The sequence below is a fragment of the Helicobacter japonicus genome, from assembly GCF_000762845.2.
Classification (GTDB): Bacteria; Campylobacterota; Campylobacteria; order Campylobacterales; family Helicobacteraceae; genus Helicobacter_C; species Helicobacter_C japonicus.
The window spans coordinates 265,332-280,310 of sequence record NZ_JRMQ02000002.1; the positions used below are offsets into that span (position 1 = coordinate 265,332).

Sequence of the window (14,979 nt, forward strand, 5' to 3'; positions counted from 1 at the left end):
AGAAAGATTTGAATACAAAACTTAGTTACTAAAGTTAGAAAGAATCTACAAAAGCTATCAAGCAGTGAAATGCCACTAGAATATGCGTAATTTAGGCAATTAATGCTATAATGCACTTTTTGGAGGCGCAAAAAAATGAGAAATATCATCTAAAAAGTTTATCACTTTCTTTGTTGCAAGAAAAAGGATTGTCCTATTTCTCTATTTTTGATATTCGCTCAACCCAAGCCTTTTTAAGTGCGCATTTACAAGGTTCATTCCACGCAAAAGATGAGGGAGAAATCATAGAATCTTTAAGAATAAGCCATAATTATTGTATGGTAGTCTTAAATCAAGGAGTTCAAAATCTGTGAGTAAGAATTATGCACTAGTAAAAGACAAAATAAATACAGATGAGTATAAACAATACTCCCATAATAATTTCTCAAGATTCCATAAAATAACAGCCTATTTAGCGATGTTTCCACCTAATCTTCCCTATTATTTTATTAAAAAATATTCTCAAGAAGGAGATTTGATTTTTGACCCATTTTCTGGGAGAGGGACGACACCATTTGAAGCTTGCAGAATGGGAAGAAAGGGTATAGGAAACGACTTAAATCCTCTTGCAGTATGTTTAACAAAAAGTAAAGTTGATATTCCAAAGAAGTGTAATATATTAAAGAGACTTCAAGCGTTAGAGCAAAACTTTGTAGAAGCACCTATTACAGATAAGCAAATTAATGATATTCCAAATGATATTAAAATGCTTTATGAAGAAAGCGAAACCTTGCCACAACTTGTATATCTAAAAAATAATTTAAATAAAAATAGAAAGATTGATAATTTTATTCTTGCAGTTTTAACAGGAATTATGCACGGCAAACATAGAAAAGATGGGACTTCAATTTATTGTAGCATTGATATGCCTAATACTTTTAGTATGTCGCCTAATTATATCCGTAATTTCATTGCCAAACATCATCTTAAAAAAATAAAACAAAATGTTTTTGAACTTTTACAACAACGCATTGAGCATTTATTTCAAAATCAAACAAAAGAATTTCAAAGTTTAGATTCTTATCAAAAAGGTGATTGCTTTAATAAAGATGCAATCAAAAGCACAAAAAAAATCATTAAAAAATATGGAGAAAATAGTGTCCAACTCATTATTACTTCCCCTCCATACTTAAAAAACATTAATTATGGTAAATATAATTGGATTAGGCTTTGGTTGCTCAATAAGGAAGTAAAAGAAGTAGATAAGAATGTAAGTATTTATCATAATATGCAAAAAATTAAAGGTTTAAAAGATAATTTAGCATTTGAAAATTATGCTAAATATATGCAAGAACTCTTCAAAAGTTGGGAAAAAATTTTGAAGCCAAAATCCTATGCTTTTGTTGTTATTGGAGATATTGACAAGCGCAACCTTGCAAAAGACACTTGGGATTACATACAAAATAATGGTGGGTGCAAATTACGACTTAAACACATTGCCGAAGATGTCATTGCCAATGATAAAGAAAAAAAAGTAACAAGAATTTGGGGTGCAAAAAAAGGCAAGGCAACAAAAATTGATAGAATCTTAGTTTTGCAAAAGGAGTAGGCAATGGGAATTACAGATTTATTTTCGGAACAATCTCAAAGAGAGTTAAGAGAAGCAAAAATAAATTTTTTTGAGGAGATTAAAAAAGAGGAAAATTTTGTTGGGAGTTTGTATGATTTGGATTACGAAGAAGCCAAAATCTTAGTCAATGATTTTGATAAGAATTCCGTTAAAGGTTTGCCTCACGGTTGCTTATTGGTTGCAATCTATAATAATGAATTAAGACAAAACCAAACAGAGGCTATTTTGCTTAGAGTGATTGGAGTTTGCGAAATTCCACAAAAGAAAGAGATTATCCAAAGTATGACAGATTCTTATATTTCAAAAAAAGAAAATAGAGCAAACACAGACCCTGATATTTATACAAAATATTTTTATCAATTCTCGGGCTTATCTTGTAGGGTTCTAGGGACATTCTTTTTAAATAAAGATAAAAAATTAATCTTTGGAACAGATATAGAAAATTTCTTAGGAGCGCATAATTATAGAGTGTATAAGCCTCAAAAACAGCAACTACAAATCATTGTAAATGAGAATACAGAATCTAGCAATAACGAAACACAAGAAAAGATAGGAATCCTAAGATATGCTTCTAGCCAATCTTATGATGAAGATAAAAACTATGCTCCAGATGTTTTCTTAAGGACAAATGATATAGTTGCAAGACGCACAGCCTTTTTTGGAATGACAAGAACAGGTAAGTCTAATACAATCAAGATTATTATCAGTGCTATTGAGAATCTCAATGTAAAACAAGAGAGAAAAATAGGGCAAATTATTTTTGATGTTAATGGTGAATATACTTTTAGCAATAGACAAGATGAAGGCTCAATCTATGATAGATTCAAACAAAGAGTCATTCGCTTTAGTACTTCGCTTAAAAAATCCCAACAGCACCCAGATGTTAGAGCGGTGCAGTATAATTTTTATAATGATGAAACTTTGGAAGAATCCTTTAACTTGCTGTGTGATGAGTTGGAAAATAATATGGGAGGGACAAAATATATTGATGCCTTTAGAAATGTTTCTTTGTTTGATATTGGAGACAAATATAGTTCTAAAGAAAGAAACAGATTGAGAAAAATTGCTTTATATAAATGTATATTATTTAATGCAAAATTTTCTATTGCTGAAAATTATAAATTATTTTTTTCTGGTATTGATGGATTTCCTATACCAAAAAATGGATTCACAATTAGAGAAGCTATGGAATGGTTTGAAAAAGCTGAAGAATCTTTAAAAAAAGGACAATCTTCAAGTGGAGAAAAATATTGGGATAGCGATTATGAATCTTTATATAATATGCTTTTTAAAAGACAGGGGGCAGGGTTTAATTCTTTACTTAATTTTAACAAACTACATTCTTTAAAAGGAGGTAATGACTATAAAAAAGATATAGATTCTGCATTGCGTGAGGGAAAAATTATTTTAGTAGATTTATCTACTGCTTCAACCGAAACACAGCAAAAATATATTGATAGGCTTTGCTCCCATATATTTGCCAAATCTATGGAAAAATTCACTAATGATGAAGAACCCGAATTTATCCAAATGTATTTTGAAGAAGCACATAATATTTTTCCAAAAGATGATAAAGATTTAAAAAATATTTATAATCGTTTGGCAAAAGAGGGAGCAAAGCTTAAAATTGGCATTAGTTACTCTACTCAAGAAGTCAGTTCTATCGCTCCAAGTATTTTAAAAAATACGCAGAATTGGTTCATTTCTCATCTTAACAATAAAGATGAAATTAAGGCGTTAGAAAAGTATTATGATTTTGCTGATTTTTCTCAAAACATTATTCGCAATAGTGATGTGGGATTTGCTAGAGTAAAAACTTATTCCAATAATTTTATTGTACCTGTTCAGATTCAAAAATTTGAAGTAAGGGATTAAAATGGCATATTTTAACGAAAAAGCCTCTAAAATTAATCATCAATATATTATTGAGAATCCAAAGGTTAAAGATTATCTTGCAAAATGCGAAAAGATAGGACAAAATCTACCTTTGGAAGTGGATTCACAATCTCTTACTTTTCCGATACTCAATATGCAGGATAAATTTTCCTCTTGCATTGAGCGTGTCATAACTATAGACGGTGGCTACCAAGAAGTAAATATCAGCGAGAATTTCCCCTCACAAAAACTTTGCTATTACAATATAGGCATTCTTATGTTTAGCGTTGAGGATTTAAAAGCAGTTGAAAGGCAACAAACAATCAATCCAAGCGATATAGGTAAATTAGAGAATCTTGAGCGATTTAACTTTGTGATACCCACACAAAATATTCGTTTAAAAAATGAGGATTTTATTACTACATTTAGAAAAACACTCTATGAAGAAATTTTTCTCAAAAATTATTTGAGTGAGGGAAATGAAAAAAGTTCATTTATTCATACAATTAAATGGCTTATTTTTAAAGAATATTTAGATTCAGATTCTAGGGGCAAAGGCTCTATAAAATTTGCTTGTCCTTGTTGCGGAGAAATACAAATATTCCAAAAACAAACACCTGATTATTTAGATGAGAAAAATAATTTTATGCGTTGCAAAAATAAAAAATGTGAAAATATCATCTACATTACAGATTGTTTTGACTTGCATACTTTGATTGATGAAATCAATGGAGCAACACTGATAGAATCTTATATTATGAGTGCTTTTGAAGTTGTTTTAATGTTCTCAATGTTTCGATTCCTTTTTGAAGAAAACACTATACAATGGCTACCAAAGATTCTTTTTATTAAAGATGGTCCATTGGCTTTGTTTAGTCGTCTTGATGATTTTGCTTTTAAGGTTGTGCGTCCGTTTATACAATTTCTTTATGCAAAATCTTTGAATGAAAATATAAGCTATATTAATCTTGTAGGCTTGGACAAAAGTGGCATGTTTGTGGAACATCTTAAAAGTATAGAATCTAAAATTCCTTTGGGAAGTATTCTTTTACCAAATTTAGATTATATGAGAAAATACATCACGGGAAACAATACTTCGGTTTTTGGAGAAAATACTTATTTTGGGATTAAGATGTTCGTAAGAAAAGAAAAAGAATTGTCCTTTGTTTTAGATGTAGCGATTCCATTTGATGAAAGCATCACATACAAGGATTATATCAAACAACCAAAAATTGAAGATTTTCTCTCATTAAACAATATTTTAGAAGTATTGTTTCGGCTTAAATGTGATTTATATGAAAAATCTTTTATTCCTATTGCTATGGTTAATAAGCTCGTTTCTTTATCTAATATTCCAAGTAAAAAGATATTAACTATTTTTTCGCAAGAAAAATTATGCTAAACTACCCAATAATTCATTCTAAACTAGGAGTTTGTATGCCTACAAGTGAGAGTTTCAAGGATTTTGTGTTAGAGAATCTTAACAGCGCATTAGAGGATACGGCTTATTGCTTTAGTGCTAAAAAGATGTTTGGCGAATACTGCATTTATGTGCTTGATAGAGGAGAGAGTGTGCCTAAGCCTATTTTCTTGCTTTGTGATGAGGTGCTTTTTGTCAAGCAATTTGAGATTCTCAAACCCCTTTTAGAATCCACCCCGCTTGGCTTTCCCTATGCAGGCGCAAAGGAATCTTATATCCTTGATGTGGATTCTTTGGAGACTTTAAGAGAAGTCGTGCTTATCCTTGCTCCCACTCTGCCCACTCCAAAGCCTAAAAAACCCAAACAACGCAAAACCCCCAAAAGAGCTACAAAATAAATCTCCCAAATCAATCTTTCCTAAACCCGCTCACAAATTGTGTAAGAGTAGCTAGAAGTTTCTTTTCTTGCTTCTTTTTGGAGTTTGCACAAAATTGCAATGCAAGTTCATTAAGCGCACCAGAGAGCGCAAATGTCATCAACTGCGTATCTACTTTATCGCGCAGATAACCTTGTGCCTTTAGTTCCTCAATATGTGTCTGCAATACATTCATTGAATGCTTCGCATCAACGCTTCTCCACACTTCCCAACCAAGCACAGCGGGTGCATCAACTAATAATATCTGCCTATTTCCCTTTGCATTTGCTGCTTTGATAAACCCCACACAGCCTAATATCAGTTGTTCCCACGCCTCATTACTTTTCAAAGCTTGTTTTTGTATCTGCGTGGCAACTTCTTCTTGCACACTCTCTAGCACAGCGACAAAAAGCCCTTGCTTGTTTTTGAAATGATGATATACCGCCCCGCGCGTTACATTTGCTTCTTCTACGATTTTTTCTAGTGCGACCTCAAAATATCCATATTTTGCAAAATGTGCTCGCGCAACGCTTAATAAGGCGGAGGTAGTTTTGCGTGTAGCTTCTTTGTTTGTCATAATACACCGCTAGAATAATTGCTTAAAGCTCTGTGCCATTTATTTTCCTCTCTTTTGTTGATTTTTATTTTGATTTCTCTCTCCGTGTTTGATTATCCACTCACACGCCTTGCTTGTCCCGCCTTGTTGCCATTGTGCGATGAGAGCTTGCGCTTTTAGCGGTGCTTCTTTATACAAATCATTGAGATTATTCCCCACGCTTTTTTGCACAAACTTTTGCGAATCATCTTTTAAGTTTGTCAAAATCATCGCATACTTTTCAAACTCATCAAGCGCGACAAGGAGCTTTGGCGACCAAGGCAGGTGGATTCTCACACCCTCGCTTGCAAGTCTGCGGATATGCACATTACTATCCTTGCTCCACAAAATGAGTTCGTCCATTACTTCCTTTGGGTGTTCTCTTAGAATCGGGCGGATAGCGTATTCACCTGTAAAACGCTTGGTAAGCTCTTTGATGAAGCTTAAAGAAAGCTGCCAATTTGTATTGCCATAGCATTCCACATAGCGTGAAATAGGAAATAACCAATAGCCAAAGCTAAACATTCCCTCCGCTTTTTCTAGCTCCTCACCAAGTAGATGAAAAAAGCTTTGAATGTTTTTGTCATAATCTCCCATTGTCTTAACCATTGCATCTACGATACAATCCAATCTTGCAAAGAGTTCCTTATCCTCTAAATTGCCCTGCAACATTGCACAAAACTTTTGCGCTTCAAATTCTGGCATTACACTTAGAATCTTTTGGGATAACTCCACGATATAGGCATCATCATAATGCTCTTTGTGTTTCATTTTGCCCCCTAAATTTTATAATACTATAACATACATACATTCTGTATGTCAATATGAAGAGATAAAATCAACAAAAATAAGAATAAAGATTGGGCAAAAGAGGCTATCAAACTTTTTAAAGAGAGGAGAGAAAAGAACCTTCAGACAAAACCAAATAATCCCTTGATTTTTTTGATATAATCCCGCTTTAGACATACGCACAAACGGAGAAAAAATGAAAAAAATTCTTTGTTTTATTTGTTTGGTAACTTTTACTTTTGGTCTTGATTTTGACAAACTAGGGTTAAATGTAGAATTATTAAACAATAAGGATTATACGCAAGCAAAAGCTTTATTAAAAGGCTTGGAATCTCGTGCAAAGCAACGCGATTTGAGTTTTGAGGATTATCAAAAATTAGAAGCATTAATACCGTGTGAAATGTCACCTTTTGAGGATTGCGTAACACCGGGATTTGTTACTAATGCAGCTTATTTCTTCACTAAATTTATGGCAAAAGAGTTTGGACATTTATTTGCAGAATATGGAATGGGCTCGAATATGGGATATGAAAATTTTGAATATAAAAAAGAATATTCTCTTTACGATGAGATTGTATTTTGGTTTCCAATAAACAAAAATAGCCCTTCACAAAAAGAGGAGTATGCGAACTTCCTTTTTATGAAAAAGCATTTTAAAATAGCAACAAGAATAGATGATAATGGTGAGAGAGAAGAAAGTTGTCAGTATGTTACTGCAGAAAGCGGAGGGTGTGAGTTTGCCCCTAAAAAGCCTCTTGTCTTGCGAGGAGTGCTAAAAGTTATACAAGATTTCCACTTGCAACCTGCAAGACTAGGGTCTTGTGATGATGGCTCTTCTCCTTATATTGCCTTTGAACCACATAATAAGAATCTTGTTTTTGCGTTTGGAGAAGTTGATTTAACACATAACCAAACTTATTATAATCTTTTTGCGCCGCTTTTGCCAAAGTGGTATAAAGAGGGGCTTGGTGGGAGTGTGAACTTTGAAGTAGAGCTAGAACTTAAAAGCGTAATGCCGTGGAAATTTTCTTGTAATGACGGAAATTCGATACAGATTAAGAATATTAAGATTCTTAAAAAGATTTCAGAAAATCCAAGCCAAAAGAAAGATTATGAAGATAACAAGTATTATAAAGTAACCCTTAATACTTCGGATAACTATGTGAATCTGCGCGATAAGCCAAATGGGAAGATTCTAGCGCAAATTTTTACAAAAGATAAAGAAAACATTAAACTTATCAATCTCTCAAATATGCTTTGGAGTATAAATAAAATAAGCGAGTGGCAAAGACAAATTGGCTATAAGCAAAAACTAGATTTTGAAGATGAACCAAAGCTTGAACAAGAATGGATAAAAGTATTGTATTTCCCACCCAATGCACAAAAGATTAAAGATACAAAAATTGGCTATATCCATAAATCACAGATTGAAATAACACCTTATATAGCAGACTTTTACTAATAAATCTGCCTTATAAGATTTGACACAAGGAGACAAATATGAAACATAGAATCTTTCCCAATCCAAACAATCCTTTTCCAATCAAGGGCGTGGATTATGTCTGCTATGTCAAGCCCATCATACAGAATCCAAATGTCATCGTGGGCGACTTTACATACATTAGTGATAGCGATTTTGAGCGGCATATCAGCCACCATTACGCATTTAATGGAGATAAACTTATCATTGGTAAATTTTGTCAAATCGCTGCGGGTGTGGAATTTGTGATGAATGGCGCAAATCATCAAATGAATGCAGTCAGCACCTTCCCCTTTAATATTTTTGAGGGTTGGAATGCACCGCCTCCAACGCCTGAAAATCTGCCTCTTAAGGGTGATACGATGATTGGCAATGATGTGTGGATTGGGCAAAATGCCACGATTTTACCCGGTGTGCATATTGGCGATGGTGCAATTATCGGCGCAAATGCTGTTGTTGGAAGAGATGTTGCGCCTTATAGCATTGTGGTGGGGAATCCCGCAAGAGAAATTAAGAAGCGATTTGACGGGGAGCTGATTGCGCTTTTACTTGCGTTTCAATGGTGGGAGAAAAGCATAGATGAGATTCAAACCCTTATCCCGCTTCTTACTTGCAACGACTTGCAAAGGGTAAAAAGGGAGATAAAGAAAAGGATATAAACAACAAAAAGTTTATTTGGCTTTACCCGAAGATTCTTTTACTATCTCTGCAAGGAGGTTTGAAATAGTCTCAACGACTTTAGTATTCTTAATGCGATACTCTTTTGCAAGTTGCTTTATATCTGTGGTTTTGATAAAAACATTGTAAGAGGCGTCCTGATAAACTAAAATCTTAAGGGGCAATTCCAAAGCTATATTTGGATTCTCTTGCATTAAAAATGTTCCCACTTTAGGATTGCCAAAGACAATGGTTTTAGTTGGTGCAAGTTCTAATTTCGCATTTTTTGCAGCAGAGGTAAAATCAAACTCGGCAAATATAGGAATATTTCGCTTAAGAATAGAATCTTTAACTTTAGTCAATGTCGTAGAAAAATCATATTGGCTTTTTACAGGTTCCATTGCATAAGCTCCACTTGAAAATAAAAGAAACAACGCTCCGATGCAGGAATATTTTTTAAAAAATCGCATTTTCATTCTCCTTAAGTTGATGTATTTTTTGAGATTGTAGAATCTCATTTGTTTTTTATTGCTTTCTTCACACACTTTATCGCCCAATCATAATGACTTGAAGTTGCGCTCACACAATAGCTTCCAAGACTTGTATTGCCACACCAAGCATAATGCTTTTTTACAAAAAGTGTCTTTGGGGGCAGAGATTCTATCAACGCAATGCAATTTGTAAAGCTTTCTTGCAACATCTCTTTTGCCTTTTGTAATGGGGTGCTTTGGTGTTTTTGTAAAATCTCTCTATTATATTTGGGATAAGTTTTGAAATTATAAGGTGCGGGGAGAAAAGGCACAAAATCACTTGTTTTGTTAAGATTTGTCTGCACAAATGTAAGCAGCAATTCCTGCCATTCATACAAATGTGTCAGCACATCACGCAAAGTTTTATCACGCTCATTATAAGGCAGTTCCGCTTCCTGCAAGTGCAAAGGCATTTTTTCAATGAGCGCAAAAAGCTTAGCAAAATTCTCTTTTGCAGTTTCTAAAAGAGCGGCTTTGTTTGTAGGGCGAGGCATAATAGAGAATCCTTAAAGCTTGAATTTACAAAAAGCACCGTTATTATACCTTAAGAATTTAAAATCTTTGTGTATTTTAAAGCCTCTTTTTGATAAGGCAAGGCAAGAAATTCACCCTTAAAATATGAATCCATAAGCTCTTTAGCGTTTTTGGCAAAGAATTTCTCCATTGTTTTAAGCGTTTTTGAAGCTTGTTTTAAATCCCCAAGTGCGTAGCATTCATAGAGCTTTTTGCATTCTTTAGGCTTTAAAAAATGGGGTAAAAATTTATATTCCTTGCCTAGAGAAAAAGCAAAGTTATTTTGGCGTAGTGCCACACGCCAAGAAAGTAAGATTAAAAGCCCCTCCCTCATCATCGCTAAATGTGCATTTGCAAGCAGAATCTCGCCACGCAAAATGTCCTTGTGTGTGCAAACATACAACCAATATAATTCATTGCAACAATCTAAAAAGCTTTGTTTGGTAAGAGGCTTCACAAAAAACGCACTATCGCTTGGCTCACTTACGGGCATAAAAAGATTATCCTTATCGAGCAAAACACGCATTAGTCTTTCATCGTCCTTATACCATTTTATGTCTGTTAGGGGGATAAGGCTCAAATCTATGCGCACCCCATCATCAAAAAGCATCAAATAACTAAACCAACCCTCCCTTAAATCAGGTGGGTAAAGTTCCATAGCTTCAGGCTTTTGGAGCATTAAAATATTGCCAAAATTTTTAAGCCACTCATCATTGTTTTTTAAAGATTCTAAATTTTGAAGACTTAAGAAAAACGAAATATCATAATCGCAAAATTTATCTTGCTTGATATTGGGATTTGCCCTTGAGCCTTCCAAAGTAACCGCGCGAATAGAATCTGTGCGTTTAGCAAAATCTAAAATACAAGCGAAAATTTCTTTTTGTGCGCGCATTGTGGATTGTATCGCTTTAGGCATATTTTCTCCTTTTTTATTTCTTATCCCCTTTGGCTTAAAAATAGTCCAAGAAGCGTAAGGATTCCACCGATAATAATATACACGCTTAGCACCTCGCCCAAACTCACACACGCGGCTATCACGCCAATGACAGGCACACTATAAATATACGCACTTGCCTTAAGAGAGCCAAGCAGTTTTAAAGAGGCATTCCACGATAAATAGCATAATCCAGAGGCGATAAGCCCAAGAAAAAATAAGTTAGCAAGATTACTCACTTTGGTGTAGCGTGTGAAATCCTGCAATGTGTGAAAATCCCCCTGCAAAATACCTGATTGATACAAGGTAAAAGGCAGAGTGAAAAGCAGCCCATAAAAAAAGATTCTTTTGAGAATCACAAGGTGTGAAATCCCCTTAAAACGCGCAAAAATCATCTCCAAAACAAGCGTATAAACAGACCAAATGATACCTGCTAAGATACACAGCAAATCGCCGATAGGATAGATTTGCAAACTCAATTCACCCTGAAATATCACTAAAAAAATCCCTACAAATGACACAAAAAAGCCTAAAATAAAGAATCTACTTAGTTTTTTGCCATAGACAAAGGCAAAGAGCAGCCCTGTGAAAAAGGGATTGATAGCCACAAGCAGCGAGGCATTTGAGGCAGTTGTATAGAGCAAAGCAACATTTTCGGCAAGAAAATACAAGCAACCCCCGCTAAGCCCTGCAAGGATAAAGAGAATCTCATTAGAAAAGCTGACAAAGGTAATGCGTTGTGTGTGTAATTTGACGCACAAGAGGCTTAAGAATACATAGGCGATAAAAAAGCGAATAAAGAGAATCTCCGTAGGAGCAAAATCAGGCAATAAAATCTTCGTGGAACTAAAGGTAACACCCCAAACGAGGATTGTAAAAATAGCGAGCAAATGCCCTTTTGCAGGATTAGAAAGCATTGTGTTTCTCTTTTATTTTTTAATTTTCAAACCCTGCATTTTATCGAAAAAAGCAAGTTTGAACAAACTTTTGGGGCTTTTAGAGAATAAAATTCCTCGAGATTTAAATAAACTTGATGCTATGTTTGAGGATTATAGAAATTCTGATTTTATACCAAAAAATACAGCAGATATTTCACGCTCTATTAAAGATATATCAGAAGGCATTTTGCTTGATATTGGCACAAAGAAATTTTAATTTACCTCTTGACAGATACTAGGTATCAGGCTTTATAATATCACCAAAAATATCAAGGTGAAATGATGGCTTACACAATTATCGAGGTAGAGCGCAAAACAGGGATTCCCTCTACAAAGATACGATTTTGGATTAAAAAGGGATTATTTCCCTTTTTGCAAAGTGATGAGAACAATGTGCGCTATTTTAGTGAAAGCGATATAGATGCTTTGCGCTGGGTAGAGTATTTGAGGCAAACCAAAATGGAGATAAAGACTATCAAGCTTTATATGGATTTGTATGTGCAAGGTGAAAGCACGATTGCAGAGCGCAAGGAAATGGTAAAAAATCAAATAGAATTTGTCAAAGAGGACTTAAAGAAAACCCAAGAGATTCTAAGAATCTTAGAGCAAAAGCATAAATTTTACGAACAGCTTGATTGCGTCAATCCTACAAAATGCTTAGTGAAATAGTATAAAAAGTGCAAAATGTGTTTGTTTTATAGAATCTTTAGCCTCAAGCAAGAGGAATTAAAGCTTTTGCTTTATTCATTTTTGTTTATCTTTATGCTTTTTAGCTCTTATGCGATTTTACGCCCCTTGCGAGATGCTTTAGGCTTAGAAGGCGGACAAGAAGAGCTAAAATGGCTTTTTTTAGCGACTTTTATCCTCGCACTTTTTTGCTCCTTAGCTCTAATGTTTGTTGCTTCAAAGATTAAAAAGAAATTTTATATTGATGTGGTTTTGATATTTTTTGCATTCAATCTCTTGCTTTTTTATGCCGCAATGACTCATTTTAAGCCAAATACAACTGCTTTTTTGTGGCTTTGCAAGATTTTTTATGTATGGGTAAGTATTTTTAATCTCTGCGTATTTAGCACAGCGTGGAGTTTGCTTGCTGATATTTTGAATAAAGATATGAGTAAAAGACTTTTTGGGATTATTAGCGCAGGAGCGAGTTTAGGAAGTATAGTAGGCGCAGCAAGTGTAGGGATTCTCGCTTCATATTTAGAGGTAAGCTCTCTTATTTTTGGCTCGATTCTTTTATTCATAGGCGCGATAGTGCTTAAAAATATGATGATAAAAGAAGCAGGGTTGCATTTGCATATCCAGGAGCATTTTCTTACAAAATTTAATCAACCCATAGGGGCAAAAAATCCTTTCATCGGCTTTAAACTCATAGTCCAATCAAAATATCTTTTAATGCTTTGTGCTTTTATTGTGTTGCTTACAAGTGTCTCAACATTCTTATATATGGAGCAAATGCGGATTGTTAAGGAGGTTTTCCCCACGCGTGAAGCACGAACTGCTGCTTTTGCATTGATTGATGTAATTGTGCAAAGCTTTTCTTTAATCATTCAAATCTTTTTCACAGCTAAAATTACACAATTTTTTGGCATAAAAATGCTCCTCTCAACACTTGGGTTTCTTATGTGTGTAGGTTTTATCATCTTAAGTTTTACTCACCCGGCATTTTTGCCTCTCGCCATAGTGATGAGCATAAGACGCATAGGTGAGTATTCTTTGGTAAAGCCCGGACGCGAAATGCTCTTTGTGCCACTAGATGCAGATTCTAAATATAAGGTAAAAAACTTTTTAGATACCGTGGTATATCGTGGAGGAGACGCACTCTCTGCACAAGTTGAGGGCTTATTAGCGAGTGTAGGAATTATGTGTGTATTATTAATCGGGGCTTTGCTTTCTTTTATATGGGGAATCTGCGGAGGTATTTTAGCAAAGCATTATGAGGAAAATAAGTTTGAGTGATGCACATTCAAAAATAGTTATCCCTTTAAGCAAAAGATTGATAGAATCCTTAAAAAATAAGGATAAAAATAATAAGGACTTCAAATGCAATATGTAGTAAAAATACTCTTAGTTAAGACTTTACTTTGCTCTATTTTTGTCTCTAGTATATTGGGTGCAAACCCTTCGGCAAAGATTCCAGAAGTTGATGAAAAACTCATTGATATAATGCTTTCTCGCCTTATTTATGGGGTGAAATGCGATGAAATGGCGATGATTTCACATTTTGACCCTAGTGTGCTTTGGGTAAAAGATAAAGATAAAATCAATATCCAAAAAATACAAGACAAAATTCGCTATCTCCGCTTTGCAGGGAGGATTCTATCAGGGGGTATTGCAAGTGGAAATAGCACTTACACAAGCCCAAGCAGAGATTTTTCCTATACGCTCAATGGGACAGATTTAGAGGTTACAAGCATTTGTGATAAACAACATCTTGTTTTAAGCAATTATGATAAAGAAAAAGAACCCTATAATCTCAAGCTTCGTGCAAAACCGGCTAAAGAGGTTGCCATTGTGATAAATGTCGCAAATTCAATGAAAGATTATATTTTTGAGTTTAAAGACATCGCGCCCCTTATTGCTAAGCATATACTTGAAGAAGATAAGGAGAGCTATGCCAAAATCACACTTGTAAGTTTTAGCGATTATGATGTGAAAGATTATGATGATGTGTTTAGCACAAAAGAGTTTGTCGAGAATACTAAAAAATTAAAAGCCCTCAAGTCTTACTCAAGATTTGTAAATTATGCCCTTATTCAAGCAATGAGCCATTTTACAAAAGATAATGGATTGAAAAAAGAAATTTTTCTTATCACCGATGGCAATCCAGATGATATGGGAAGTGTAGAAAAAATGCTCTATCTTACAAAGAATCTTAATCGCAATATTGTGCAAAATAGCGGCGGCTCTAAGAAAAATTGGGTTACAATCCACACCCTAGCTTTGAGTAAAAATTTAAATGCCTTAAAAGAACTAACTCTTGCCACAGGTGGAAATTTCTATGAGCCAAGTAGCACTTATGAATTTAAAAAGTTACTTTTAAGATTATGCAACAATGGTAAAGATGTAGATCCTAGAGAAATAAATGTGATTGTTCCAAGCAAAACACATAAAATCTATGACCCTGATAACCCAGACAATCCACCTAAAAAATAGAATCTAAGACTTATAGAGTTGCTAATGTAAGGTGGAGATAAAAATATGAGTTTAAACATTGGCA

17 protein-coding genes are annotated in these 14,979 nt (G+C 34.3%); 11 read left to right on the forward strand and 6 right to left on the reverse strand.

Going from position 1 to position 14,979, the window contains the following annotated elements; translation table 11 throughout:
- The first annotated feature begins 110 nt into the window (after window positions 1-110).
- Genes LS65_RS02925 through LS65_RS02945 form a run of 5 tightly spaced genes read left to right on the forward strand, consistent with a single transcriptional unit; the run spans window position 111 to window position 5,302 of the window.
- Window positions 111-353, forward strand: a complete 243-nt coding sequence (locus tag LS65_RS02925) for a hypothetical protein (protein WP_034362640.1) — start codon at window positions 111-113, stop codon at window positions 351-353.
- Window positions 350-1,588 (forward strand): DNA methyltransferase, encoded by a 1,239-nt coding sequence (locus tag LS65_RS02930; protein WP_236096599.1) that lies wholly within the window; start codon window positions 350-352, stop codon window positions 1,586-1,588. The genes LS65_RS02925 and LS65_RS02930 overlap by 4 nt, the downstream gene beginning before the upstream one ends.
- 3 nt (window positions 1,589-1,591) lie before the next feature.
- Window positions 1,592-3,484 carry an ATP-binding protein gene (locus LS65_RS02935; RefSeq protein WP_034362637.1) on the forward strand — a complete coding sequence of 631 codons (1,893 nt, stop codon included), beginning with the start codon at window positions 1,592-1,594 and terminating at the stop codon, window positions 3,482-3,484.
- A 1-nt stretch (window position 3,485) separates the two neighbouring features.
- Complete coding sequence (locus tag LS65_RS02940; protein WP_034362635.1) at window positions 3,486-4,886, forward strand: DNA double-strand break repair nuclease NurA; 1,401 nt, start codon at window positions 3,486-3,488, stop codon at window positions 4,884-4,886.
- A 35-nt stretch (window positions 4,887-4,921) separates the two neighbouring features.
- Window positions 4,922-5,302, forward strand: coding sequence for a transcriptional regulator (locus LS65_RS02945; protein ID WP_034362632.1), 381 nt, complete (start codon window positions 4,922-4,924; stop codon window positions 5,300-5,302).
- A gap of 10 nt (window positions 5,303-5,312) precedes the next feature.
- Here LS65_RS02945 and LS65_RS02950 read toward each other — a convergent pair whose 3' ends face one another.
- On the reverse strand, window positions 5,313-5,897 hold the full coding sequence (locus LS65_RS02950; RefSeq protein WP_034362631.1) for a TetR/AcrR family transcriptional regulator: 585 nt from the start codon (window positions 5,895-5,897) through the stop codon (window positions 5,313-5,315).
- 39 nt (window positions 5,898-5,936) lie between these two features.
- A complete protein-coding gene (locus LS65_RS02955; RefSeq protein WP_034362629.1) occupies window positions 5,937-6,686 on the reverse strand; it encodes a DNA alkylation repair protein in 750 nt (249 codons plus the stop codon).
- 214 nt (window positions 6,687-6,900) lie between these two features.
- On the opposite strand from LS65_RS02955, the gene LS65_RS02960 reads away from it, so the two are divergent.
- Window positions 6,901-8,166 (forward strand): hypothetical protein, encoded by a 1,266-nt coding sequence (locus LS65_RS02960; RefSeq protein WP_034362628.1) that lies wholly within the window; start codon window positions 6,901-6,903, stop codon window positions 8,164-8,166.
- A gap of 38 nt (window positions 8,167-8,204) precedes the next feature.
- Complete coding sequence (locus LS65_RS10400) at window positions 8,205-8,843, forward strand: CatB-related O-acetyltransferase (protein ID WP_034362625.1); 639 nt, start codon at window positions 8,205-8,207, stop codon at window positions 8,841-8,843.
- A 12-nt stretch (window positions 8,844-8,855) separates the two neighbouring features.
- Here the strand turns inward: LS65_RS10400 and LS65_RS02970 are convergent, their stop codons facing one another.
- The 4 genes from LS65_RS02970 to LS65_RS02985 are packed head-to-tail and all read right to left on the reverse strand — an operon-like array spanning window position 8,856 to window position 11,735.
- Window positions 8,856-9,311 carry a DUF302 domain-containing protein gene (locus LS65_RS02970; RefSeq protein WP_236096600.1) on the reverse strand — a complete coding sequence of 152 codons (456 nt, stop codon included), beginning with the start codon at window positions 9,309-9,311 and terminating at the stop codon, window positions 8,856-8,858.
- A 44-nt stretch (window positions 9,312-9,355) separates the two neighbouring features.
- Entirely contained in the window at window positions 9,356-9,865 is a 510-nt protein-coding gene (locus LS65_RS02975) for a ClbS/DfsB family four-helix bundle protein (RefSeq protein ID WP_034362623.1), read from the reverse strand.
- A gap of 50 nt (window positions 9,866-9,915) precedes the next feature.
- The gene (locus tag LS65_RS02980; protein ID WP_052061121.1) at window positions 9,916-10,800 is read right to left on the reverse strand and encodes an aminoglycoside 6-adenylyltransferase; all 885 of its coding nucleotides are present in this window, start codon (window positions 10,798-10,800) and stop codon (window positions 9,916-9,918) included.
- Between the two features lie 20 nt (window positions 10,801-10,820).
- Complete coding sequence (locus LS65_RS02985; RefSeq protein ID WP_034362620.1) at window positions 10,821-11,735, reverse strand: DMT family transporter; 915 nt, start codon at window positions 11,733-11,735, stop codon at window positions 10,821-10,823.
- Window positions 11,736-11,793: 58 nt separating this feature from the next.
- Between LS65_RS02985 and LS65_RS02990 the strand changes: the two genes are divergently transcribed.
- The 4 genes from LS65_RS02990 to LS65_RS03005 all read left to right on the forward strand — a co-directional run bounded on the left by LS65_RS02990 (window position 11,794) and on the right by LS65_RS03005 (window position 14,915).
- Window positions 11,794-11,973 carry a hypothetical protein gene (locus LS65_RS02990; RefSeq protein WP_138129745.1) on the forward strand — a complete coding sequence of 60 codons (180 nt, stop codon included), beginning with the start codon at window positions 11,794-11,796 and terminating at the stop codon, window positions 11,971-11,973.
- 65 nt (window positions 11,974-12,038) lie between these two features.
- A complete protein-coding gene (locus LS65_RS02995) occupies window positions 12,039-12,425 on the forward strand; it encodes a MerR family transcriptional regulator (protein ID WP_034362616.1) in 387 nt (128 codons plus the stop codon).
- A gap of 15 nt (window positions 12,426-12,440) precedes the next feature.
- The gene (locus tag LS65_RS03000) at window positions 12,441-13,718 is read left to right on the forward strand and encodes an NTP/NDP exchange transporter (protein ID WP_034362614.1); all 1,278 of its coding nucleotides are present in this window, start codon (window positions 12,441-12,443) and stop codon (window positions 13,716-13,718) included.
- Between the two features lie 84 nt (window positions 13,719-13,802).
- The gene (locus LS65_RS03005) at window positions 13,803-14,915 is read left to right on the forward strand and encodes a vWA domain-containing protein (protein WP_034362612.1); all 1,113 of its coding nucleotides are present in this window, start codon (window positions 13,803-13,805) and stop codon (window positions 14,913-14,915) included.
- Window positions 14,916-14,979: the final 64 nt, after the last annotated feature.